Raw genomic sequence first — 24,223 nt, forward strand, 5'->3', positions numbered from 1 at the left:
TCTACCGCGGCACTCGGCGGGTCATAGCTCGGTTATGATCGGCGGTCGGCGGTTGTAGTGACCTTGTAGTTATACTACATAGCTCGCGCCCGCGCACAGCCAGGCGGCTGCCAATTCGCTGAACGAACTTTCAGGCGCAAGGGCGCGCCCGATGTTTTCACTGCCTCTTTGCCGCAAACGCAGGTAGCTTGCAACGGCCTGCCACAACGAGTCGGAGTCTTCCCTTGAGCATCCCCTGCGACATGCTGGTCTTCGGTGGTACGGGCGACCTGGCCCTGCACAAACTGCTGCCAGCGCTCTATCACCTGCACCGCGAAGGACGCCTGCACGCCGATGTGCGCATCCTCGCCCTGGCCCGCAGCAGCCACAGCCGCGAGTCCTACCAGGCCCTGGCCGAGCGCCACTGCCGCGCTCAGGTGGCGCGCGCCGATTTCGCCAACGACACCTGGGCCAGCTTCGCCGCGCGCCTCGACTACTTCGCCATGGACGCGGCACAAAGCGCCGATTTCGGCCGTCTGGCCAAGCGCCTGGGGCGTGATGACGAACGCGTGCGGGTCTACTACCTGGCCACCGCGCCAAGTCTGTTCGAAGACATCGCCGCGCACCTGGCCAACGCTGGTCTGGCCGGCCCGGCGGCGCGCATCGTGCTGGAAAAACCCATCGGCCACTCGCTGGAATCGGCACGAGCGATCAACACCGCCATCGGCGCCGTGTTCGACGAAGCGCGGGTGTTTCGCATCGACCATTATCTGGGCAAGGAAACCGTGCAGAACCTGATGGCGCTGCGCTTCGCCAACGCCCTGTTCGAGCCTGTATGGCGCGCCGGGCATATCGATCACGTGCAGATCAGCGTCTGCGAAACCCTTGGCGTGGAAAACCGCGGCGGCTACTACGACCAGGCCGGCGCCATGCGCGACATGATCCAGAACCACCTGCTGCAGCTGCTGTGCCTGGTGGCCATGGAAGCACCGGTGCGTTTCGACGCCGAGGCGGTGCGCAACGAGAAGGTGAAGATCCTCGAAGCGCTGAAACCCATCTCCGGCCTCGACGTGCAGGACAAGACCGTGCGCGGCCAGTACACCGCCGGCAAGATCGGTGGCCATGACGTGCCCGCCTACTACTTCGAGAAGAACGTCGACAATGACAGCGACACCGAAACCTTCGTCGCCGTGCAGGTGGAGATCGACAACTGGCGCTGGGCTGGCGTGCCCTTCTATCTGCGCACCGGCAAACGCCTGGCGAAGAAGGCCTCGGAGATTCTCATCCAATTCAAACCGGTGCCGCACCGCCTGTTCCACGAGGGCGAAGCCAACCAGCTATTGATCCGCCTGCAGCCGGAAGAGCGCATCAGCCTGCAACTGATGGCCAAGAATCCCGGCAAGGGCATGCACCTCAAACCCGTGGAGCTGGATCTCAACCTGGCCAATGCCTTCAACCAGCAGCGCCGCTGGGACGCCTACGAACGTCTGCTGCTCGACGTGATCGACGGTGACTCGACGCTGTTCATGCGCCGCGATGAAGTGGAGGCGGCGTGGCAATGGGTCGACCCCATCCTGCAGGGCTGGCACCAGCACTACCAGAGCCCGCGCCCCTATCCGGCCGGCAGCGATGGGCCGGAGCAACTGCAGCATCTGCTGGAGCGCCACGGTCGGCACTGGGCATAAAGGCGTAGCCCGGATGCAATCCGGGGTGCTTTCTCAGCACCGCCCCGGATTTCATCCGGGCTACTGGCTTCAGGCTTGCCGCTTGAGGCTGCCGCTGTGCAGCACCACCAGCCCCAACACCAGCACACCCAGCACTCCGGCGCCGAGGAACAACCCCTCGTACCCCAGCGACTTGGCCAGCATGCCGCTGCTTGCACCAACGGCATTGGTCAACAACACCTGCGCCGATGCCTGCAGGGTGAAGTCGGCGCCTTCGTGTTCGGGACGGCACATGCGCATCATGGCGGCGAACAGCGCGACGGTGGACATACCGTCTGCCACCTGCTCGAACAGGGTCACGGCATAGACCAGCCCGGTATTGGCGCCCTGCCCCACCAGCAAGGCCAGGGCGGCGATGCCGATGGCTTGCATGGCGCCGAACAGGATCAGCGCGCGCAGTACACCGATACGGGCGTAGAGCAGGCCGCCGAGCAGGGCGCCGCCGATGCCGGCCAGGCTGCTGATCAGGGTCAGCTGGCCAAGCGCCCCGGTGCTCCAGCCCTGATCCACCAGCATCGGCTTGATCATCGGTGAGCCGAGCGAGTCACCGAGCTTGAAGGTCAGCACCACCGCCAACCACAGCAGCATGCCGGGCTGCGCCAGCAGGCCGCGATAGTGGTTCAGCAGCAAGCGCGGGCCGAGGGCGGTTTCCGCCAGAGCGGGCTGGAAGGGCAGCACGCGGCGCTCGGGGAACAGCCAGATCGGCAGCGTCATCAGCAGGATCAGGCCGGCCAGCAGGCCAAGCGCCAGGTTCCAGCCCAGCGGGTCGATCACCAGCAACAGGCCGCTGCCGCTGACGATCATGCCGACCTTGTAGCCGCCCACCTGCAGGCTGTTGCCCAGGCCGCGCCAACGTTCGGGCAACAGGCGTACGGTGAGGCCATCGGTAGCGATGTCCTGGGTCGAGGCCAGCAGGTTGATCAGCAGCAGCAAGCCGAGCAGCAGCCACAGACCGGAGCCGAACAGCGTGTGCGGGGCGAGCAGCGCCAGTGCCGCGACACAGACAATCACGCCGCTTTGTAGCGGTAGTATCCAGCCACGGTGATGGCCCAGGCGGGGCGAGGCCAGACGGTCGACCCAGGGCGCCCAGAACACCTTGAGCAACCAAGGCAGCGCCAGCAGCTTGAGCAGGCCGATCAGGGCCAGGTCGACGCCATGTTGGCGCAGCAGCACCGGCAGCGAGTGGGCGATCAGCCCGGAAGGCAGACCCTGCGCGCAATAAAGAGAGGCCAGCAGCACCAGCGTGGCGTTGGACGGACGAGGTGCGGTTGGCGACATGGCAGGTGCTCGCGGCAAAAGCGCAAGCCTAGTGGTTTGCGCCTGCGGGCGGCAACGAGGCGGTGGTTACAGTTCGTAGCCCGACTCGTCGCGGCTGAAGCCCCTCCCACAGAGCAGGACGTTCGATTAGCAGGCCGTTGAAAAACGTAGGCGAGGCAGCCAGTGCAATACCGATGGCGGCCCTGCAAAAACAGCCGAAAAAACGCAGTTTACCTGTTGTAAATGAGCATTTGATTCGCTTCGCTCACCCCTTCGGGGCCGCGCTGAAGCGCGTTCAACCTTCGGTTGTGAGGCTGTTTTTAACGCAGCAATGGCAACGCAGGTAGTTTTTCAACGGGCTGTTAGTTGTAGCCCGGATGCAATCCGGGGCCGTTGCCACGCTCCCGGGTTGTATCCGGCTACGTAAAAACGTTCACGGCGACCAAAGGTCTTACAGGCTATTCAGGCACTCGCTCAGGCCACCGGCCAGGTTTTCCAGCAGTTGTTCATAGCCAGTGGCATTGACGGGCAGAGCGCCGCCGAGCGCATCGAGCTCGGCCAGTTTCACCGGCAAACCGGCGCTGAGTGTTTCGGCCAGGCGCGGGCGCAGCGGCGGTTCGCTGAACACGCAGCTGGGGCCAGCCTGTTGCAGCGTCTTGCGCATCGCAGCGACGTGACGGGCGCCGGGCTGTACTTCGGTCAGCACGCTGAACACGCCGGCGTGCTTGAGGCCGTAGGCGGCCTCGAAATAGTCGAAGGCCTCGTGGAAGACGAAATACGGCTTGCCCTGCAAGGCGGCCAGTTGCGGACGGATACGGCCATCGAGCGCGTCCAGGCGCGCCTCGAAGGCCTGCAGGTTGGCGGCGTAACGTGCGGCGTTGGCAGCATCCAGCTTGGCCAGGTCTGCCGCCATGCGCGCGGCGATCACCCTGGCGTTGTCGGCGGCCAACCACAGGTGGGCATCCAGGCTGCCCGGGCGGTGATCATGATCATGGCCCAGGTCGTTCCCCGCAGGCTCATGCTCATGCTCATGCTCATGCTCATGCTCATGCTCGTGCTCGTGCTCGTGCTCGTGCTCGTGCTCGTGCTCGTCATGACTATGGCTATCGCCGAAATGGCGCAAGGTCATGCCGGGCAGATCCTGCACCGCCACCTGAGGCTTGTCGCGGCTGCTCAGTACACGCGGCAGAAAGGCTTCCATATCCGGTCCGATCCAGTACAGCAGGTCGGCATCGCGCACCCGGCGCACATCGGACGGGCGCAGCGCATAGTGGTGCGGCGAGGCGCCTGGCGGCAGCAGCACCTCGGGTTCGCCGATGCCGTCCTGCACCGCCGCGGCGATCAGTTGCAGCGGTTTGATACTGGTCAGCACACGCACCTCGGCCTGGGCGCTGGCGACGAAAAGCAGGGTAAAGAGACAGAAAAGACGCAACACGGGGCATACTCGGATTGGATTGAAGGGCACCTCTAAAAACGTAGGCGAGGCAGTCAGCGCAAGGCAAAAACAGGCGAAAAAGCGCAGTTTACGAGCTGTAAATGAGCATTTTGAGTCTGTTTTTAACGCAGCGATGGCAACGCAGGTAGTTTTTAGAGGCGCCCTGAACGGGTAACATAATAACGTCTCTTCCCATCGCCGTCCTTGCCCATGACCGACACACCCCTGGCTGCACGCCCACACGACCACTCCCGCTGCGTCAGCCATGCGCTGGCCGAGGCCGAGGCCATCTGCGCCCGCCAAGGCCTGCGCCTGACCGCCCTGCGCAAACGCGTGCTGGAACTGGTCTGGGCCAGCCACAAGCCGCTGGGCGCCTATGACATCCTCGGCGTATTGAGCGACGAAGACGGTCGCCGCGCCGCGCCGCCCACCGTTTACCGCGCGCTGGACTTCCTTCTGGAAAACGGCCTGGTACATCGCATCGCATCGCTCAATGCCTTCGTCGGCTGCAGCCACCCCGAGCACGCACATCAGGGCCAGTTCCTGATCTGCCGCGCATGCCATGCAGCGACCGAACTGGAGCAACCGGCGATCAGCCAGGCCATCGTCGACGGGGCGGCCGGCGTCGGTTTCGTCGTCGAAAGCCAGACCGTGGAAGTGGTCGGCCTCTGTGCAGGCTGCAAGGGTAAGGCATGAGCGAAGCGCTGATCCGTCTCGACGGAGTCGCTGTCAGCTTCAACGGCCAGCCTGTGCTGGATGACGTGCAGCTCAGCGTACAACCCGGCGAAATCGTCACCCTGATCGGCCCCAATGGCGCCGGCAAGACCACCCTGGTGCGCGTGGTGCTCGGCCTGCTGCAACCAGAACGGGGCAACGTGCGCCGGACTCCACGCCTGCGCATTGGCTACATGCCGCAGAAGCTGCATGTGGATGCCACCCTGCCGCTGTCGGTGCTGCGTTTCCTGCGCCTGGTGCCGGGTGTGGATCGCACTCGCGCTCAAGCAGCGTTGGCCGAGGTCGGTGCCGAACAGGTGATCGACAGCCCGCTGCAGAGCATTTCCGGGGGCGAGATGCAGCGCGTGCTGCTGGCCCGCGCCCTGCTGCGCGAGCCGCAACTGCTGGTGCTCGACGAGCCGGTGCAGGGCGTCGATGTCGCCGGCCAGGCCGAGCTGTACCGGCTGATCTCGCGGCTGCGCGAGCGCCACGGTTGCGGCGTGCTGATGGTGTCGCACGATCTGCACTTGGTGATGAGCGCCACCGACCAGGTGGTCTGCCTCAACCGCCATGTGTGCTGCTCCGGCCACCCGGAACAGGTCAGTGGCGACCCGGCTTTTATCGAACTGTTCGGCCAGGACGCCAAGAGCCTGGCCGTCTACCACCACCATCATGACCACGCTCACGACCTGCATGGCGGCGTGGTTCAGCCAGGCCTGACCATCCACGGCCCGGCTCACGTTCACGGCCCTGGTTGCAAACACTGATGCCCGATTTCCTGCTCAACGCCCTGCTCGCCGGCCTGACCCTGGCCCTGGTGGCCGGCCCGCTCGGCTCCTTCGTGGTGTGGCGGCGCATGGCCTATTTTGGCGACACCCTGTCCCACGCTGCCCTGCTCGGCGTGGCGCTGGGGCTGATGCTCGACGTCAGCCCGACCCTGACGGTGACCGTCGGCTGCGTCTTGCTCGCCGTACTGCTGGTCACCCTGCAGCAGCGCCAGCCGCTGGCCTCCGACACCCTGCTCGGCATCCTCGCCCACAGCACGCTGTCGCTGGGTCTGGTGGCGCTGAGCTTCATGCATGACGTACGCATCGACCTGATGAGCTACCTGTTCGGCGACCTGCTCGCCGTCGGACCTACCGATCTGGCCTGGATCATGGGCGGCAGTGCCCTGGTGCTGGCACTGCTGGCCTGGCTGTGGCGACCGCTGCTGGCGATCACCGTGCATGAGGAGCTGGCACGGGTCGAAGGCCTGCCGGTGGCAGCGATCCGCCTGGCGCTGATGCTGCTGATCGCCGTGGTGATCGCCGTGGCGATGAAGATCGTCGGCGTATTGCTGATCACCTCGCTGCTGATCATCCCCGCCGCCGCCGCCCAGCGCCACGCGCGCACGCCGGAGCAGATGGCCGTGGGCGCCAGCCTGCTCGGCCTGCTGGCGGTGTGCTGTGGTCTGGCGCTGTCCTGGTATCAGGACACACCGGCCGGGCCATCCATCGTGGTCAGCGCCGCTGCGTTGTTCCTGGCCAGTTTCGCATTACCCAAGCGCAGCGGGTGACGGTGGATCGCGCGTAGCCCGGATGCAATCCGGGACAGCTGCGCCACGTTGTTCCCGGATTGCATCCGGGCTACGGCTCATCTTTCTACCCTCTCCCTAGCCCTTGCCCGTGAATGAGCGCGGGACCCCGAACAGTGTGAAATCGAGGCCGTAAACCTGTATGATTGCGCGTTTTTTGCACAATTCGAGACGCGTAGTTATGAAGTCGTTCGCTTTTCGTGGTCTTCCGCTTTTTCTGGTTCTACTTCTGGCCGGTTGCCAGAGCAGCCAGCCGCACAGCCTCCCGCCGGTCGACGATCTGGTCGTCGCCTTCCGTCAGCTCGACCTGAGCCTGGCCGAAGAGCGTCTCGATGATGCGCGCAGCCAGCTCGGCGCGCTGCAGCAACGCGCCAGCCGCGACACGCGTCTGGAGCAGTACCAGCGCCAGCTGGCCGAGGCCTATATGGAGCAGGGCCGCGAAGCGCTGCAACAGGGCGATCTGGATCGCGCCGCGCAGGCACTGGGCCAGGCCCGCAGCCTGATGCCGCAGGCCCCGGCCCTGAGTCACGATCTCAACCAGGCCATCGACAGCGCCCGCACGGCGCGCCAGGCGGCCGCCGAGCAACAGGCACGCGAGGCCGCTGCCAAGCTCGATGCCGAGCGCCAGGAGCAACTTCGTCAGCAGCGTCTGGCCAGTGAGCGCCAAGCCAGGACAGCGGACGCTGCAACGCCGGCGAGCCAACCGACGCCAGTGGTCGAGAGCAAGCCCACAGCGCGCCTGATCGACCCGAGCGCCGCCACCAGCAGCGTGGCCATGCCCATGCTGGACACCCAGGACAACGAAAACCTGCGCCGCCTGCTCGACAGCGTGGCAGCGGATGTCGTGACCTTTCGCTGCGCCGTGCGCATCGAAGTACGCGAAGCCAAGGATTACCCCTGGGTCGCGGCGCTGCTCTCGGCACGCATCAAGAAGCTCGACCCGAGCTTCCGTCCGCAGTTGAGCCAGAAAGTCGCGCCGCAACAGGTACCGCGCCTGCTGCTGAGCCCGCAAGGTAGCTAAACCCAGGCTTTCGGCCTGCCGCTTATCGGTAATGCCTTTTTGTAATAACCATAGGCCAACAAAGATTTTCTCGGCCTAAACACCGCCGGGTAAACTAGCGCCCTTTTGCGCTCACCCGGCGCCAACGGCCGCTTCAGCAATCCCAGAATCCGGCCCTGAACATACCCAAAAGGTCGTTCGCGTGATCCAGTTTCAATCCGTCCACAAAGCCTACCGCGTCGCCGGCCGCGAGATTCCGGCACTGCAGCCCACTACGCTGCAGGTCGGCAGCGGCCAGGTGTTCGGCATCATCGGCCACTCCGGCGCCGGCAAGAGTACCCTGCTGCGCCTGATCAACCGTCTGGAGGAACCCTCCGGCGGACGCATCGAGATCGACGGCGTCGATGTCACCGCCCTCGATGCCAACGGCCTGCGCCGTTTCCGCCAGCAGGTCGGGATGATCTTCCAGCACTTCAACCTGCTGTCGTCGAAGACCGTCGCTGACAACATCGCCATGCCGCTGCGCCTGGCCGGTGAGCTGAGCCGCGCCGAGATCGATACCCGCGTCGCCGAGCTGCTGGCCCGCGTCGGTCTGCAGGATCACGCCAACAAATACCCGGCGCAGCTCTCCGGCGGGCAGAAGCAACGCGTCGGCATCGCCCGTGCGCTGAGCACCCGACCGAAGATCCTGCTGTGCGACGAGGCCACCAGCGCCCTCGACCCGCAGACCACCACCGCCGTGCTGCAACTCTTGGCCGAGATCAACCGCGAACTGGGCCTGACCATCGTGCTGATCACTCATGAGATGGACGTGATCCGCCGCGTCTGTGACCGCGTGGCGGTGATGGATGCCGGCGTCATCGTCGAGGAAGGCCCGGTGGCCGAGGTGTTCCTGCACCCGCAGCACCCGACCACGCGGCGCTTCGTGCAGGAGTCCGAGCATGTCGACGAGGCCGAGCAGCGCGACGACTTCGCCCATGTCGAGGGCCGCATTCTGCGCCTGACCTTCCAGGGCGAAGCCACTTACGCACCGCTGCTGGGCACCGTGGCCCGTGAAACCGGGGTGGACTACAGCATCCTCGCCGGGCGCATCGACCGTATCAAGGACACCCCCTACGGCCAGCTGACCCTGGCCCTGACCGGTGGCGACATCGACGCCGCGCTGGCGCGCTTCGAAGCCGCCGACGTGCATCTGGAGGTACTGCGCTGATGCTCGAACAACTGCTGCCCAACGTATTCTGGCCGGAAATCTGGCAGGCCAGCCTCGACACCCTGAACATGCTGCTCGGTTCGATGCTGTTCACCGTGCTGCTCGGCCTGCCGCTCGGCGTGCTGCTATTTCTTACCGGTCCGCGCCAGCTGTTCGAGCAAAAGGCGCTGTACGGCGCGCTGTCGCTGGTGGTGAACATCCTGCGCTCGGTGCCCTTCGTCATCCTCTTGATCCTGATGATCCCGTTCACCGAGCTGCTGGTCGGCACCTCACTGGGCGTGGCCGGCGCCATTCCACCGCTGGTGGTAGGCGCCACGCCGTTCTTCGCGCGTCTGGTGGAAACCGCCCTGCGTGAGGTGGAGCGCGGCATCATCGAGGCGACCCAGGCGATGGGCGCCAGCACCTGGCAGATCATCACCCGCGCGCTGCTGCCCGAGGCGCTACCCGGCCTGCTCGCGGCCACCACCGTCACCGCCATTACCCTGGTGTCCTACACCGCCATGAGCGGCCTGATCGGCGGCGGCGGCCTCGGCGACCTGGCCGTGCGCTACGGCTACCAGCGCTACCAACCGGACGTGATGGCCGTGACCGTGATCCTGCTGCTGATTCTGGTGCAGGTGCTGCAGATGGTCGGTGATCGATTGGTCGTACATTTTTCTCGTAAGTAATCACGACAAGCGGCGACTCGCCACCCGCGAGACCCGCGCCAACCTTCCCAAAAGGAACCTTGAAATGAAGAAACTGCTGACTGCCCTGGCCGCCTGCGCGGCCTTCTCGGCCCAGGCCGAAACCCTCAACGTCGCCGCGACCCCGGTACCGCACGCGGAGATCCTCGAAGTGGTCAAGCCGCTGCTGGCCAAAGAAGGCGTGGAGTTGAAGGTGCGCGTGTTCACCGACTACGTGCAGCCCAACCTGCAAGTGCAGCAGAAGAACCTCGACGCCAACTTCTTCCAGCACCAGCCGTACCTGGACGAGTTCAACGCCAGCCGCAAGACCGAGCTGGTCAGCGTTGCCGGTGTGCACGTCGAGCCCTTCGGCGCTTACTCCAGCAAGATCAAAGACCTCAGCGAGCTGCCGCAAGGCGCCACCGTGGCCATCCCCAACGACGCCACCAACGGCGGCCGCGCCCTGCTGCTGCTGCATAAGGCTGGCGTGATCACCCTCAAGCCGGAAGCCGGCATCCTCGCCACGCCGAAGGACATCGTCGAGAACCCCAAGGCGATCAAGGTGCGTGAGCTGGAAGCGGCCACCCTGCCGCGCGTGCTGAGCCAGGTCGACCTCGCCCTGATCAACACCAACTACGCCCTGGAAGCCAAGCTGAACCCGACCCAGGACGCCCTGGCCATCGAAGGCAGCGACTCGCCGTACGTGAACATCCTGGTCACCCGCGCCGACAACAAGGACAGCGACGCCGTGCAGAAGCTGGTCAAGGCTCTGCACAGCGCCGAGGTGAAGCAGTTCATCGAAGAGAAGTACAAAGGCGCCGTCGTGCCGGCGTTCTGATCGCCGCTGACGCTGTACCCGATGCCGCGCCGCTGCAAAGCTGCGCGGCATTTTTATGCGAGGAATGCATAGTCTGGCCCTCGGCGACCCGTAGGGTGCGCCGTGCGCACCAGGGGTAATATCGCCACCGCCCCCGGATTGTATCCGGGCTACGAGACTGGCCGGCGCCTCGACAACGGTTGTAGTCGCGGCTGAAGCCCCTCCCACGGAGCGCACTAACCTGCCTTGGGCTTTTCCGGCCGCGTCCAGATAAACAGCGCGCCGCAGCTCATGCCGGCAGCGGCGAACAGCACGGAAGGCAGGTGGTCGACGGTCAGCAGCAGGATGGTCAGCGCTAGCAGCATGCTGGCACTCGCCACCCACTTGGTACGCCGGGCGATCAGGCCGCCGTTCTTCCAGTCGCGCAACAACGGGCCGAACACCCGGTGATTCTCCAGCCAGGCGGCCAGCCGCGGAGAACTGCGCGACGCCGCCCAGGCCGCCAGCAGCACGAACTCGGTGGTGGGCAGCCCCGGCAATATCACCCCGAGCATGGCCATGCCGATGCTCAGGTAGGCCAGCAGCAACCACAGCCAGCGCTGCCAGGCCGAACGCGCCAACGTGGTTTCAGGCAAAGCAGCGTTCCAGGTGCACGGTGAAACGCTCGAAGGCCGCGATGGCCGCCGCCTCGGCCAGACGCTCCTGTTCGGCATCCAGTTCGACGCTGTCGAGCACGGCGGTAAACGCCTTCCAACCCTGTGCGCGGCCACCTTCCGGTTCGCCCAGGTGACGCGCGCCAAAGGTCTCGCTCAAGCCCAGCGCCGGCATGCGCTTGAGCAGGAAAGCGGCGCCCAGCTTGGAACCTTCGGAAACGAACAACCAGGCCAGCGCTTCGCCGGTGCCCATGGCCTTGTTGCGGATGCTGTCATCGCCCTCAGGCAGCGCACGCTGCAGATCGGCCAGGTCCAGCACGGCCTGCTCGACGCGGCAGCGCTGCGGCAGGTCAGGCACCAGTTTGATCAGCGCCGGATCGTTGTAGAGCTTTTCCAGGTCACGCTGGAACAGATACTGGGCGGCCACGAAATGGGAAAACCGCTCCGGGCTGCCGAACGGATCATGGCTCTTGACCAGGTTGTCGAGGTGACTGTGCGGCTCGTGGGTGATCTGGTTCAGGCGCTGCGAACGCAGCGGATGGGACAGTTGCGAAGAGGCGGTCATGGAAAGCTCGCTGATGACTGGCATGAAGTACGGCAGCCCAGCCCCTGCGCCGCTCGCTGACGCGCGCAGGACGTTCGACTGCCACTGCCTTATAAAGACGAACGAACCTGCCAAGCTCCGTAAAAATAAAGCGAAACACCGGGATATGGCGCTCAAGGCAGGCTTTCTAAACACGCTCGCTAGCCGACCTTATTAAAAGTGATTATTATTCGCGGAGTAGTCGGCGAACCAGGCTTGCCAGTGAGCATCTCCAACCTAGACAGCGTATTCATCAGCCAGCGCACCCCGCTGCTGCGCACGCTGGTGAAAATCGTGAAGAACGCCAGCATCGCCGAGGAGCTGGTGCAGGAAACCTACCTGCGGGTCGCCCGTAGCCTGCGCGACAAACCGGTCGATCACCTCGAACCCTTTCTCTTCCAGACAGGCCGCAATCTGGCGTTCGACCACTTGCGCCGCGAGCGCATGCAGTCGCGAACCATGCTCGATGACGTGCCGGATGCAATCATGCAGGCCGTTCCGGCTCCGGGTTCATCCAGCGAAGACAGCCTGCACGCCGAGCGCCTGCTGCAACGGCTGGGCAATGCGCTGGAGCAGTTGAGCGAACGCCAGCAGCGCATCTTCATCCTCAGCCGTCTGCATGGCCAGGGTTATGCGCAGATCGCTGCAGAGCTCGGTGTTTCAGCCAGCACGGTGCAGAAGGAGCTCAAACTGATCATGACCCTGTGCATGACCCTGCTCGAGCGCCTCGCGCCTCCGACATGAGCGACTATCGCTCCCCCGCACCTTCGGCCAGAATATTGCCCCCCGGTTTCGAGAACAGCCCGATGCACCAGCAGCAGGGAACTCCCAACGACAGCGACGCATCGCTGAGCCAGGCGCTGGACTGGCTGCTTCTGCTGGAACATGCGGACGATGATTGCCGGGCGCGATTCGCCGAATGGCTGGCCGCCTCCCCTGCCAATGCCGAGGCGTTCGAGCGCGCGCAGCAGTGCTGGCAATCATCCACACTGGTCAGCGCAGCCGCGCGCCTGGAGCAGCGCAGGCAACCGGCGCCCAGGCGCTCGCGGCGCATCGGTAGAACGCTGGCGATCGCCGCCTCGCTGCTGCTGGTGGTCGGCATCACCCTGCAAAGCGATCTGCTGCTGCGCCTGCGCGCCGATCATGTCACTGCCGTCGGCCAGCGCCAGAGTCTGGATCTGGCCGATGGCTCGCACGTACTGCTCAACACCGGCAGTGCGTTCTCCAGCCAGATCGACGCGAGTCAGCGCGTCACGCAGCTGCTCAGAGGCGAAGCCTACTTCGATGTCGCCAAGGACAGCAGTCGCCCCTTCCAGGTCAATGCCGGCCCCGTCCGCATCTCGGTACGCGGCACCGCATTCTCCGTGCGCTATCTCGACGATACCGCCGAAGTCAGCGTCGAACGCGGCGAGATCGAGGTGCATGCCCGCGGCAACGACACGCGCATCTACCTGGCCAGCGGCGACAGCATCCGCATTGGGCCGGACGGTGTCGGCAAGCGCATCCATGGCGCCACAGCCAGCCAACTCGCGTGGGTTCACGGCCGCCTGATCTTCGATGACCGTCCTTTGCACGAAGTGCTGGATGAACTGCGCCGCTACTACCCCGGCTGGATCATCAACCGCAATGCCGACCTGAATGAGCTGCGCATCACCGGCAACTATCGCCTCAGCGAACCCACCGACATCGTGCGCTCGCTGGCGCAGGTGGCTTCGGCGCAGCTTCAAGAGTACCCATCGCTGCTGATTCTCAACTGAGAAAAAGAATTTTTACGCTCACCGAGGGGCTCGTTCGTCCCGTCATAACAATGCAAACAATTCGCATTAACTGACCTTCCGACGACACCCGCAGAGAGCACAACGATGCCCCTTCACACCAGGCGCCCGCATTTCCCGCGACTGTCCACCGCCAGCCTGTCGCTGCTGGCACTCTCCATCGCCTGCGCCAGCCTGCCGCTGGCCCATGCTGCCGAGCTGGCGCCGGCGGCACAGCAGCAGAGCCAGGGCGGTTACAGCTTCGCCATCGAGCGCCAGCCACTGGTCTCGGCGCTGAACGCGTTCAGCGACGTCACGGGGTGGCAGATAGGCCTGCCGGCACAATTAGCCGACGGCATCGACTCGCCGGGAACCAGTGGTCGCCAATCGCCGGAGCTGGCCCTGGCGCGCCTGCTCGAGGGCACCGGCTTGAGCTACCGCAGCGTTGGGGAACGCAGCGTGGTGCTGGTGAAGAACCCTGCGCAATCGCTCGCACTACAGCCGACGACGGTCACAGCCACACGTCACGAGCAAAGCGTGAATGACGTTCCCGTTTCGGTCAGCGTGCTCGGTCGCGAGCAACTCGACCAGCAGAACGTCAATAGCATCAAGGATCTGGTGCGTAACGAACCGGGTGTTTCCGTCGGTGGCGCCGGCCAGCGTGCCGGCATCACTGGCTACAACATCCGTGGTATCGATGGTGACCGCATCCTGACCCAAGTCGACGGCGTTGAGGTACCGGCCAGCTTCTTCAACGGCCCCTACGCCCAGACCCATCGCAACTATGTCGATCCGGAAATCGTCAAACGCGTGGAAATCCTTCGCGGCCCGGCCTCTGCGCTATACGGCAGCAGCGCCATTGGCGGCGCAGTAAGCTATTTCACCCTTGATGCCGATGACATCATCAAGGACGGCAAGGATGCAGGCGCACGCCTGAAAACCGGTTACAGCTCGGCCGACGACAGCTGGCTGACCTCGGCCACCGTTGCCGGTCGTCACGAACAGTTCGACACCCTGCTGCATCTGTCCCAGCGCAACGGCCACGAAACCGAGTCCTACGGCAGCACTGGCGGCACCGGCCTGGATCGCACCGAGGCCAACCCCGAAGACGCACGCACCACCAACCTGCTGGCCAAGCTCGGTTGGAACTACAACGACAGTGATCGCCTGCAACTGACCTACGAGAAGTACAAGGACGACCGCGACACCGATCAGTTGAGCGCTGTAGGCGGGCCGTTCAACGCCGGCAGTGGCTTCAACTACTACGAGTCACGCAAGGGCAACGACACCATTACCCGCGAGCGCTTCGGTCTGGAGCACAGCATAGCTGTGGACAGTCTGCTGGCCGACAAATTGAAGTGGAGCCTGAACTACCAGGTGGCGAAAACCGACCAGAGCACAGTAGAGCACTACGTGCCGAAGAGCTTCATGACCGGAGCTGCCACCCGTAACGTCATGCGCTACCGCGACACCACATATAAAGATCGCCAATGGATCTTCGATGTTCAGCTCGACAAGGCCTTCAGCCTCGGCCAGACCGATCACCTGCTGACCTATGGCACCACCCTCAAGCGCGAGAAAGTCACTGGACTGCGTACTGGCTACGGCATCTGCCTGCAGGCGCTGAGCGCCAGTTGCACCAGCGTCGGCGCCATCAGTACCAACGCCTCTGACACCCTGACGCCACAGAGCGACTTCCCCGATCCGACCATCAAGACCTACAGCCTCTTCGCTCAGGACGAAATCCGCTGGGACCAGTGGACCTTCCTGCCCGGTCTGCGCTACGACTACACCCGCATGACACCGAAACTGACGGACGAGTTTCTCGCCACCGTCACCAGCAGCGGCGTGACCGAGTACAACGACGACGAAAAGACCTGGCATCGCATCTCGCCGAAACTCGGCGTCACCTACGCCTTCGATGATCATTACACCTGGTTCGGCCAGTACGCGGAAGGCTTCCGTACCCCTACGGCCAAGGCACTGTACGGACGTTTCGAGAACGTCGCTGGCGGCTACACCGTCGAGCCCAATCCGAACCTGGAACCAGAGAAGAGTCGCGGCGTGGAGACAGGCCTGCGCGGCCAGTTCGAGGGCGGCAGTTTCGACGTGGCGGTGTTCTACAACCGCTACCGCAACTTCATCGACGAAAACGCCATCACCGCCAACAGCAATGCGCTGGCCTTTCAGTCGCAAAACATCAGCCACGCCAGCATTCGCGGTGTGGAGGTCAAAGGCCGCTTGAACCTGAATAGCTTCGGCGCTTTTGAGGGCCTCTACACTCAGGGTTCGATTGCCTATGCCCGTGGTCGTAACGACGATACCGGCGAAGCACTCAACAGCGTCAACCCGCTGACCGGCGTATTCGGTCTGGGCTACGAGCAGGAGCGTTTCGGTGGCCTGCTGAACTGGACCCTGGTCAAGCGCAAGACCCGCATTGACGACAGCAGCTTCAACAGCCCGGACGGCAGCAGCAGCCAGTTCGCCAGCCCCGGCTTCGGCATCCTCGACCTTACCGGCTACTACAAGCTGACCGACGACCTGACCGTTAATGCCGGCCTGTATAACCTGACCGACAAGAAATACTGGCTGTGGGATGACGTGCGTGGCTACGACGCCGTTGGTGAAGCGGGTGTGACCAGCCCGGCCAATCTCGACCGCCTGAGTCAACCGGGGCGCAACTTCTCGATCAATCTGGTCTGGGACATCTGAGCCCAGCCACTGGAGGCGGTCGCAACGGCCGCCTCCGGTCTTTGCTAGCAGGCTGTTGAAAAACTACCTGCTAGCCCTGCTTCGCGACGAAGTACCCCGCCAGCCGGCTCAAGTCCGCCTCGTCCAATACCCCACCCAGATAACGCAACTGCAACCAGGCACGCAGGTAGCCGTGGCGCGCCTCGGCCAGGTCGCGGCGGGCGCCGTGCAACTGCTGCTCGGCGTCGAGCACATCGAGATTGACCCGTTCGCCACCGGACACGCTCTTGCGCGTCGCCTGCACCAGCGTCTCGGCAGCGCTCACGGCCAGACGATAGGCACGCACCCGTGCTGCCGCACTGTTGCACAGGTTGAACTGCTGACGCAGACGGGTGAGCAGCTCGGCAGTTTGCGCGTCCAGCTCGAAGCCTGCCTGCACATGCGCGGCGCTGGCCTGACGGGTTGCCGCACTCACTCCGCCACCGGCGAACAGCGGCACACTGAGCTGGATGCCGATGCTGTCGGTGTCGTACTGCTGGTTGTAGGCGCTTTCCGAATCGGAGCTGGTCAGGCGGCTGCTGGCCACCAGGCTCAGGGTCGGCAGATGGCCGGCGCGCTGTTTCTCGATGCCCTGGGCCGCTACCTCGACGGCACGGCGCTGCGCCGCCAGTTCGGCATTGCCGGCCACGGCCAGGTCGCGCCAGGCCTCGAAGCGCGCCGGCTGCGGCGGCTGGATCGGGAAATCATCAAGCAACGGCTGCAGGTCGCTGTGCGCCAAAGGCTCGCCGACGATGGCCTCCAGCGCGCGCAGGGCAATGTCCAGATCGTCCTGAGCCTGGATCAGCTCGGCCTCGGCCAGAGCCAGGCGCGCCTCGGTTTCCAGCTCGTCGGTGCGTGTGCCCTCGCCGGCTCGCACCAAGCGTTGATTGAGCTGCAGACGCTCGACCAGGGCGCGACGCTGGGCGCGCGCCAGGGCGATGCGTTCGTCACTCAGCAGCGCCTGGCTGTAGGCCTCGAACAGGCGTACCGCCAACTCCTGGCTGCGCCCGCGAAAGCGCTCGTCGGCCAGCAGCGTGCGCGCCACACCCTGGCGGTAGTCGGCCCAGGCGGCGTAGTCGAACAGCGGCTGCTGCAGGCTGAGCACCGAGGCGTAGCTGCGGTAATCGCGGTCGACGCGCTGCTCGCCCGCCGTCACCTGCGAGTCGTTGCGCTGGTTACTGTAGCTCCACGACAGCCGTGGCAGCAGCCCCGCGCGGCCGATGGCCTGACTCTCCAGCCCGGCGTCACGCTCGGCGATGGCGGCCTGGAAGGTCGGGTCGTTGCGCAGCGCCAGGGCGTAGGCATCGAGCAAGCCGAGTGCGTACGCAGGCGATGCCAGGCACAGGAACAGGCCGAAACAGAGCGCGCGCATCGTCAGTCTTCCGCCAGGGCCAGGTGAGTGCGATCGAGCAACGGCTTGAACAGGTAGTTGAGCAGCGAGCGCTCGCCGGTGCTGATAAAGGCCTCCACCGGCATGCCAGGGCGAATGCGCAGGCCGGCCAGTTGCTGCATGGCATCGTCGCCCACACGAATGCGGATGGCGTAATACGGCTCGCCGCTGCGTTCATCCTGCAGGCGGTCGGCGGAAACCAGCTCCAGGGTGCCGGCGACGCGCGGCGTGGTGCGCTGCTCGAAGGCGGTGAACAGCAACTCGACCGGCAGGCCAGGGTGTACCTTGTCCACCAGCGCCGGGCTCAGGCGGCCCTCGACCAGCAGCGGCTGATCCTGCGGGACGATCTCCAGCAGCGCCTGCCCGGGTGCGACCACGCCGCCCTCGGTGAATACGCTGAGCCCGACCACCAGGCCGCTGGCCGGCGCACGCAGCAGGGTGCGCTGTAACTCGGCATCGACCCCGGCCAGGCGGTGGTGCAGCTCTTCGCTGCGGATCTGCGTCTCGGCCAACTGGCTACGCACCTGTTCCTGGAACTGCTCGCGACGCTGTGCGGCGCGCAGACGCAGTTCGGCGATCTGCCGCTGCAACTGGCCGATACGACCGGCGTCATCGGCCAGCAGACCGATCAGCTCGGCACGCTGGCGCTCGACATCGAGCAGGCGATTGCGCGGGATGTAGTTGTCCGCCGCCAGCTCGCGCAGGCCCAGCAATTGCTCGTCGAGCACGCGTAACTGGGCTCGCTTGCTGCTGTGCAGCGCACGCAGGCCACCCAGTTGCGCCTCGTTGCCGGCCAGGTTCTGCGCCAGGCCATCGAGCTCCAGGGCCAGGGCCTGACGTCGGCTGGCGAACAGTTGCCGCTGCAGCTCCAGACTGGCGACCGCCAGGGGATCATCCGGGCGTGCCAGCAGCCAGGGGTCGAAAGCGATGCTCGCCGCGCCGTCACGCTCGGCAGCCAGCCGCGCAGCGCTGGCGCGACTGCCGATCAGTTGCGCGCGCAGGGCCTCGGCCTGCGCCTGCAACGCCTGGTCATCCAGCTCCAGCAAGGGCTGGCCGGCCTGCACCGAATCGCCATCCCGGACGAGGATGCGGCGCACCGTGCCACCCGTGGGGTGCTGCAGCGCCTGGCGATTACCGCTGACCATCACCGTGCCGCTCACCGGCACGCCCTTGTCCAGCGGTGCCAGTGCAGCCCAGGCGAGGAAACCACCGAAGCCAGCAAGCAGCAGCCACCAACCGAGTCGAGTTGGCGCCCGCGCATCGACGGCGTGCAGAGGCTGAAGCGGGGCCGGCGCGCTCATTGCTGAGCTCCCGGCGTGGCGCCGTAACTCATGCTCAGGCTCGGCGCGACACGCCGCACCGGCGCGCTCTGGGCTGCCGGCCGGGCGGCCTGCTGCAAATCCTGCAGCACCCGACTGGCCGGGCCGAAGGCCTGCATCTGCCCGCCGCGCAGCAGCAACAGTTGATCGGCGCCCTTGAGCAGCGCCGGGCGATGGCTGACCAGCACCAGGGTGCGGCCTTGTTCGCGCAGGCGGTCGAGCGCGGCCAGCAGCGCCTGCTCACCGGCCTCGTCGAGGTTGGCATCGGGTTCGTCGAGCACGATCAACGCCGGCAGACCGTAGACCGCGCGAGCCAGGCCGATGCGTTGCTTCTGCCCGCCGGAGAGCCCGGCACCGCCCTCGCCCAGGCGCGTGTCGTAGCCCTGCGGCAGGCGCAGGATCAGTTCGTGCACACCGGCCATCTGCGCGGCGGCGACGACCTTGTCCGCCTCGAGGTCGGCGAAGCGGGCGATGTTCTCGGCGATGCTGCCGGCGAACAGTTGCACGTCCTGCGGCAGGTAGCCGAGGTGCGGGCCGAGCACGTCCTTGTCCCACTGCTGCAGATCGGCACCGTCCAGGCGCACCTTGCCCGCCAACGGCATCTGCGCCGCCACCAGCAGACGCGCCAGGCTGGACTTGCCGCAACCGGACGGCCCCAGCACCACCAGGCGCTGGCCCGGCTCCAGGGCGAAGCTGACGCCTGCCAGCACCGGCGTGCGCGAGCCCGGTGCGCAGGCCGACAGTTGCTCCACGCGTAATGCGCCGCATGGCGCTGGCAGGCTCATGCCGCTGGCTCGCGGCGGTTGCGCCCGCAGCAGGTCGCACAGGCGCTGGTAGGCCTGCTGCGCGCCGCTCCACTGCTTCCAGGCATTGATCAGTTGGTCCAGCGGGGCGAGCACGCGCCCGGCGAGGATGGAGCCGGCGATCATCATGCCGGCGGTGATCTGTCCGTCCACGGCCAGCAGCGCGCCGAGGCCGAGCATCAACGACTGCAGCGCCAGACGCACGCCCTTGGACGCCGCGCTGAACGCCGCGCCCTGCTCGCTGGCACGGTTCTGCAGCTGCAGGAAGCGGCCGTGCTCGCCCTGCCAACGCTGACGCAGGCGCGCCAGCATGCCCATGGCCTCGGTCGCCTCGGCGTTGCGCAGGTGCGATCCAGCCGCCTGGGTCGCCTGGATCGCCAATTGCCCGGCCTCGGCCAGCGACGCGCGGGTCAGCCACTGGTTGGCCCAGGTCAGCGCCAGCAGCAACGCCGCGCCGCCCAGCGCCAGCCAGCCGAGCCAGGGGTGGAAGAGAAACAGCACCGCCAGGTAGAGGGGGAACCAGGGCGCGTCGAACAGGGCGAACAGGGCATTGCCGGTGGCGAACTGGCGCAGGCTGGTCAGGTCGTTCAGCGGTTGCGCGCTGCTGCCACGGCCGACGCGCAGGCTGGCATCGAAGGTGGCGTCGTAGATGCGTGCGCCAAGCTGCTGGTCGATCTGCGCGCCAAGGCGGATGAGCACCAGGCTGCGCACCCACTCCAGCAGGCCCATGAAGGCGTACAGGCCGAGCACCATCAGGGTCAGCATGGCCAGGGTCATGTGGTTGCCAGAAGCCAGCACACGGTCGTAAACCTGCAGCATGTACAGCGCCGGGGCCAGCATCAGCAGGTTGATCACCGCGCTGAAGGCGCCGACGCTGACGAAGCCGCGCCGGCAAGCCGCCAGTGCAGCGAGGATTTCGTTGGAAGGTTGCATGCTGTCGCGCCCCAGAAGCACCGCCTGCCGCGATTGACGCGGCGGGCAGCACTTGTCGAGAATTGGTGCGACCACCGTGGCGCGAGTTGTTCAGGCCAGCACCACGGCGGTCGTTGCCGGCGGCCGGGAGAGCGATCTCCCCGCCGCCTTTTTCATCACCCGAAGATCAGGCCGCCAGGGCCAGATCGTCGACCAGCTCCGGCACACCGACCAGCTCCGCAGAACCGGTGCTCAGCGGGCCGGCAGCCAGGGCGGCGGCCACCACGTCGAAGGTGTCGTCGGTGGAGACGCCATAGGCAGCGAACAGATCGTCCAGCACCGACTCCAGTGCATCGGTATTGCCCTGCATCAGGCCGTAGATGGTCTCGTGCACCTCGTTGCCGGTACGGCCGGCGCCCAAGGCAGCGGACAGATCCAGACCGCTGAAGGTGACCACGTAGTTGCTCAGGGTGAAGTCGCTGCCACCGCCACCACCCAGCTCATACCCCAGCGAGACATTGTCCAACTGGCCGTAGAGATAGTGGTTCTGGTTACTGTTGGCCGGCAGCGCCGGGTTGAATACGTAGTGCAGTCCATTGCTGGCGTCGCTGTCGGCGATGAAGGCGTAGTCCGAGCCATTGGCGCCGCTGGTGGCGTACTGGTCGCCGCTGAACGTGCCGTTGCTGAAACCGCCGGTATTGCTTTGACCGTGGCCGGCGGTGGCGAAACCGGTCGTCCAGAAGGCCAGGTAGTCATCGATGGTGGAGCTGCCAAAAATCGGGTCATAGGTAACGGAAACGCTCATGACAAATCCTCTTGCATGGAGTGATGGACGGCGGTGCCTGGGGCACCATCGCCTTTGCCCGAGACGGGCAAAGCCTTGCCCCGGCCCCTTGGCCGGGGCTGTTCAGAAGCGATACTCGAGCATCCCGGTAAGCGTGCGGCCGCGGGCCAGGGACAGGTTATTGGCGTCGCCCATGGCGACGAAGTAGGCCTGATCGGTGACGTTCTCCATCGACAACGCCAGGTTCAGGCTGCTGGTCATCCAGTAGCTGGCGTAGAGGTCGTAGACCTCGTACTGCGGCCAGAGCGCCTGGTCGATCTGGGTGAACCCCCAGGTATCGAGGTTTTCGCCATTACCTTCGCTGTAACGCAGGCGCGCACCGACATCCAGGCGCCGGTCGAGAAAGCGCATGCCCAGGGTCAGCGAACCGCGATCGGCCGGCATATAGGCCGCGCTGCCCATGATCTGGCCACAGGTGACCAGATCGTTCAGCTCGTCATTGGCCTGAGCTTCGTATACCGGTAATTGCACTGGAATCTGGATCGGCCCAACCTGGATGAAACCGGGCACGGTACCCACCTGCACGCGCTCCTGGGCACCGCCCATGTAGAACTCTTTCGAGCAGAAGTCGTTGCTGCCGATCATGTGGGTGTAGCTAAGACGGGCGTAGTAGTCGCCCGCATCGTAGTCGAGGTTGTATTCCACGCCGCGGAAGCGGGTTTGCTCCTGGTTGTTCTGATAGGCCGAACGGCCAAGGCCGATACCACCTACCGTACCTCCCGGCACGCTGACGTTGATATCCATGAAGGAGAAGTTGTCGATGCGCGTATCGAAATAGGCCACCTTGATGCCCAAGCGATCACCGTCGCGCAGCAGGGACTCCTTGAAGACGTTGAAACCCGCCTCCCAGTTGTGCGAGCGCTCCGCCTCGAGGAAAGGATTGGGATAGACCTGTTCCGAGCCACCGCCACCATGGGGCCGGCCAGACATGAACGCCTCGGTCACCGCTGGCGGGCGCCAACCCTTGCCCCAGCGCGTGTAGAGCTGCAGCCAGTCCACCCCCGGGTTGATCGCTACACCCAGCGTGGGCGAGAAGCGGCCCTCCTCTCGATCGACATCGAACACCAGGGACCGCGCACTCCTGACGTTGCCACCACTGGTGAACTGACCGTCGGGATACATCCATACCGTAAGGCCGGTATCACCCTCAAGGCGATAGCGGTCGTAGCGCAGACCGGCATCGAGGGTCAGCCAATCGTCGTAGTCGTAAACCACCTGGCCGAACAGGCCGGCCATGGTGCGTTCACCCTCTGGCGTAGCCCCTTTGATATAGGGATAGGCCGTTTCGTTGGTCGAGGGCGTACGGGTGGTCGAAGGCTTGAAGCTGTCGCGAAACAGTTCGCTGCCATAGGTCACGGCGAACTGGTGTGCGTCGCCCAGATAGAGGCGCGAGGTGTTCTGCAGTTGCAAGCCCCAGGTGTCGGTACGGTACTTGTCCGTGTAGTCGGGATACCAGTTACCGCTGCCGGGGGTAGCCGTACTGCCGGCACTCCAGCGATCCTGCCGGGTGCTGACGTAGTAGAGCTTGGCCTTGAAATCGATCAGATCATCGTCAGGGCTGTAGCTGTAATCCAACGCCGTATTGCGGGCAATCACATCACTGCTACCAGAGCGCTGATATTCATAGCGTTGCCCGTCGGCGGAAAGCCAGGTCCAGGCATCCTTGCTGTCGGTGTCGAGCTCTATGTAGCTCAGTTGTAGCCGCTGACTCTCCGGCAGATTGAGCCCCAGCTTGAACAACTGCGAGCGGGTCACACTGCCGGTATCGCCCACCTCGGAGTCCAGCCAGTTCTCCCAGGCAGCGGGGTACTGGTTGCGCAGGCGGATCTGCGTGCCGAGATTGTCCTTGTCATTGGTGCCGGCGCGATAATCACCAAAGTGGCGCTCGCTGACGCCCAGCAAGACATCGCCGACCTCGTTGCCGAAAGCGAACAGAGCGCTGCCGTTGAAATAAGTGCCATTACCCAACTCGCCGATGCCATGGCCGGCGCGGATGCGCCCACCGAACTCCTTGCCATCACCAAGGAACTCGCGCGCCTCGACCGTGTTGAACGAGGCGATGCCGCCCAGTACCCCGGCACCGCCCATACCGGCGCTGGTGCCCTTGTCGATCTCCACGCTGGAGATGAACTCGGGGTCGACGAACATCACGCCGTTGCGCTGCTGGTGGCCATTGACGCTGAAGTTCTGGCGCATGCCGTCGATGTTCATGTTGACCCGGCCATAGTCCTGCACGCCGCGAATGTTCACCGACAGGCCGGGGTCGCGTTGATTGACGGCGGTGTAAACGCCGGAGGTTTCCTCCAGCATGTCGGCGGCATGCCGTGGCGGACGCCGGTCGATCTGCTCGCGATCGATCACCGCCACCGAGCGCGGTTGCAGGTAGGTCTCCTGGCGTTCGCTGAGCCGTTGACCCTGCACGGTGGTGGACTGCAGTTGCAGCGTCTGCTCGTCGGCGCGGGCACGACGGGTCAGGGTGACTTGCTGCGCGTCGTCGAAGCGGTAGTCCACCGGCGCCGTGCCGAGCAAACGGCGAAGCCCCTCGTCGAGGGAGTAGCGGCCTTTCAGCGCGGTGCTGGCAAATCCCTGCAGCCGTGCGCTGTCGAAGAACACCTGCACACCGGCCTGCTCGGCAAAGGCCAGAGCAGCGCGATCCAGGGGCTGGGCAGCGATATCGAACGCCACCACCTGACGCTGGGCGAGCGCCGTTTCGCCTGCCGGCTCAGCAGCAACGACGCTGCTGCTGAGGGCCATGGCCACGCCCAGCGCGACACCGCCAAGCAGCGGCGCAGGGCCGTAGCGACGAAGAGTGGGTGGTACTACGCAACGACGATGACTCACGACTGACTCCAGGCTGCTTT

Annotated in this window: 21 protein-coding genes; 12 read left to right on the top strand and 9 right to left on the bottom strand. The window is 65.1% G+C overall.

The genetic code is table 11. The annotated features are described in order from the left end of the window. Positions 1-224: 224 nt before the first annotated feature. Positions 225-1,664: a glucose-6-phosphate dehydrogenase gene (gene zwf / locus BLR77_RS09085; protein WP_074676936.1), complete on the top strand. Its 1,440-nt coding sequence runs from the start codon at positions 225-227 to the stop codon at positions 1,662-1,664. Between the two features lie 69 nt (positions 1,665-1,733). Here the strand turns inward: zwf and BLR77_RS09090 are convergent, their stop codons facing one another. Continuing rightward, positions 1,734-2,981 (bottom strand): MFS transporter, encoded by a 1,248-nt coding sequence (locus tag BLR77_RS09090; RefSeq protein ID WP_074676938.1) that lies wholly within the window; start codon positions 2,979-2,981, stop codon positions 1,734-1,736. Between the two features lie 430 nt (positions 2,982-3,411). Further along, entirely contained in the window at positions 3,412-4,395 is a 984-nt protein-coding gene (gene znuA / locus BLR77_RS09095; RefSeq protein WP_074676940.1) for a zinc ABC transporter substrate-binding protein ZnuA, read from the bottom strand. A gap of 210 nt (positions 4,396-4,605) precedes the next feature. Between znuA and zur the strand changes: the two genes are divergently transcribed. The 7 genes from zur to BLR77_RS09135 all read left to right on the top strand — a co-directional run bounded on the left by zur (position 4,606) and on the right by BLR77_RS09135 (position 10,395). Continuing rightward, the gene (gene zur, locus BLR77_RS09105; RefSeq protein WP_074676942.1) at positions 4,606-5,091 is read left to right on the top strand and encodes a zinc uptake transcriptional repressor Zur; all 486 of its coding nucleotides are present in this window, start codon (positions 4,606-4,608) and stop codon (positions 5,089-5,091) included. After that, positions 5,088-5,876 carry a zinc ABC transporter ATP-binding protein ZnuC gene (gene znuC, locus BLR77_RS09110; RefSeq protein WP_074676944.1) on the top strand — a complete coding sequence of 263 codons (789 nt, stop codon included), beginning with the start codon at positions 5,088-5,090 and terminating at the stop codon, positions 5,874-5,876. The genes zur and znuC overlap by 4 nt, the downstream gene beginning before the upstream one ends. Continuing rightward, positions 5,876-6,664, top strand: coding sequence for a zinc ABC transporter permease subunit ZnuB (gene znuB / locus BLR77_RS09115; RefSeq protein WP_074676946.1), 789 nt, complete (start codon positions 5,876-5,878; stop codon positions 6,662-6,664). Before znuC ends, znuB begins: the two co-directional genes overlap by 1 nt. Positions 6,665-6,863: 199 nt before the next feature. Next, positions 6,864-7,703 carry a PA5502 family lipoprotein gene (locus BLR77_RS09120; protein ID WP_074676948.1) on the top strand — a complete coding sequence of 280 codons (840 nt, stop codon included), beginning with the start codon at positions 6,864-6,866 and terminating at the stop codon, positions 7,701-7,703. Positions 7,704-7,884: 181 nt separating this feature from the next. Further along, positions 7,885-8,892 carry a methionine ABC transporter ATP-binding protein gene (locus BLR77_RS09125; protein WP_074676950.1) on the top strand — a complete coding sequence of 336 codons (1,008 nt, stop codon included), beginning with the start codon at positions 7,885-7,887 and terminating at the stop codon, positions 8,890-8,892. Next, complete coding sequence (locus BLR77_RS09130) at positions 8,892-9,560, top strand: methionine ABC transporter permease (protein ID WP_074676952.1); 669 nt, start codon at positions 8,892-8,894, stop codon at positions 9,558-9,560. Before BLR77_RS09125 ends, BLR77_RS09130 begins: the two co-directional genes overlap by 1 nt. 64 nt (positions 9,561-9,624) lie before the next feature. After that, complete coding sequence (locus BLR77_RS09135; RefSeq protein ID WP_074676954.1) at positions 9,625-10,395, top strand: MetQ/NlpA family ABC transporter substrate-binding protein; 771 nt, start codon at positions 9,625-9,627, stop codon at positions 10,393-10,395. Positions 10,396-10,610: 215 nt separating this feature from the next. Here the strand turns inward: BLR77_RS09135 and BLR77_RS09140 are convergent, their stop codons facing one another. Continuing rightward, entirely contained in the window at positions 10,611-11,009 is a 399-nt protein-coding gene (locus tag BLR77_RS09140; protein ID WP_074676956.1) for a YbaN family protein, read from the bottom strand. Next, a complete protein-coding gene (locus BLR77_RS09145) occupies positions 11,002-11,592 on the bottom strand; it encodes a biliverdin-producing heme oxygenase (protein ID WP_074676958.1) in 591 nt (196 codons plus the stop codon). The genes BLR77_RS09140 and BLR77_RS09145 overlap by 8 nt, the downstream gene beginning before the upstream one ends. Between BLR77_RS09145 and BLR77_RS09150 the strand changes: the two genes are divergently transcribed. The 4 genes from BLR77_RS09150 to BLR77_RS09165 all read left to right on the top strand — a co-directional run bounded on the left by BLR77_RS09150 (position 11,591) and on the right by BLR77_RS09165 (position 16,076). Next, positions 11,591-11,788: a hypothetical protein gene (locus tag BLR77_RS09150; RefSeq protein WP_074676960.1), complete on the top strand. Its 198-nt coding sequence runs from the start codon at positions 11,591-11,593 to the stop codon at positions 11,786-11,788. The two genes, BLR77_RS09145 and BLR77_RS09150, sit on opposite strands and share 2 nt — an antisense overlap. A 44-nt stretch (positions 11,789-11,832) precedes the next feature. Beyond that, positions 11,833-12,354: an RNA polymerase sigma factor gene (locus BLR77_RS09155; RefSeq protein WP_074676962.1), complete on the top strand. Its 522-nt coding sequence runs from the start codon at positions 11,833-11,835 to the stop codon at positions 12,352-12,354. A 62-nt stretch (positions 12,355-12,416) separates the two neighbouring features. Next, positions 12,417-13,367, top strand: coding sequence for a FecR family protein (locus tag BLR77_RS09160; protein WP_074676964.1), 951 nt, complete (start codon positions 12,417-12,419; stop codon positions 13,365-13,367). A 105-nt stretch (positions 13,368-13,472) separates the two neighbouring features. Then, on the top strand, positions 13,473-16,076 hold the full coding sequence (locus BLR77_RS09165; RefSeq protein WP_074676966.1) for a TonB-dependent receptor: 2,604 nt from the start codon (positions 13,473-13,475) through the stop codon (positions 16,074-16,076). A gap of 70 nt (positions 16,077-16,146) precedes the next feature. Here the strand turns inward: BLR77_RS09165 and BLR77_RS09170 are convergent, their stop codons facing one another. The 5 genes from BLR77_RS09170 to BLR77_RS09190 all read right to left on the bottom strand — a co-directional run bounded on the left by BLR77_RS09170 (position 16,147) and on the right by BLR77_RS09190 (position 24,116). Beyond that, a complete protein-coding gene (locus tag BLR77_RS09170; protein WP_074676967.1) occupies positions 16,147-17,466 on the bottom strand; it encodes a TolC family outer membrane protein in 1,320 nt (439 codons plus the stop codon). Between the two features lie 2 nt (positions 17,467-17,468). Beyond that, positions 17,469-18,785: an HlyD family type I secretion periplasmic adaptor subunit gene (locus BLR77_RS09175; RefSeq protein WP_074676969.1), complete on the bottom strand. Its 1,317-nt coding sequence runs from the start codon at positions 18,783-18,785 to the stop codon at positions 17,469-17,471. Continuing rightward, positions 18,782-20,539 carry a type I secretion system permease/ATPase gene (locus BLR77_RS09180; protein WP_074676971.1) on the bottom strand — a complete coding sequence of 586 codons (1,758 nt, stop codon included), beginning with the start codon at positions 20,537-20,539 and terminating at the stop codon, positions 18,782-18,784. Before BLR77_RS09180 ends, BLR77_RS09175 begins: the two co-directional genes overlap by 4 nt. 166 nt (positions 20,540-20,705) lie before the next feature. Beyond that, positions 20,706-21,323 carry a heme acquisition protein HasA gene (locus tag BLR77_RS09185; RefSeq protein ID WP_074676973.1) on the bottom strand — a complete coding sequence of 206 codons (618 nt, stop codon included), beginning with the start codon at positions 21,321-21,323 and terminating at the stop codon, positions 20,706-20,708. Positions 21,324-21,425: 102 nt separating this feature from the next. Continuing rightward, positions 21,426-24,116 (bottom strand): TonB-dependent receptor, encoded by a 2,691-nt coding sequence (locus BLR77_RS09190; protein ID WP_083366062.1) that lies wholly within the window; start codon positions 24,114-24,116, stop codon positions 21,426-21,428. Positions 24,117-24,223 lie beyond the last annotated feature (107 nt).

The sequence above is a fragment of the Ectopseudomonas alcaliphila genome, from assembly GCF_900101755.1.
Classification (GTDB): domain Bacteria; phylum Pseudomonadota; class Gammaproteobacteria; order Pseudomonadales; family Pseudomonadaceae; genus Aquipseudomonas; species Aquipseudomonas alcaliphila.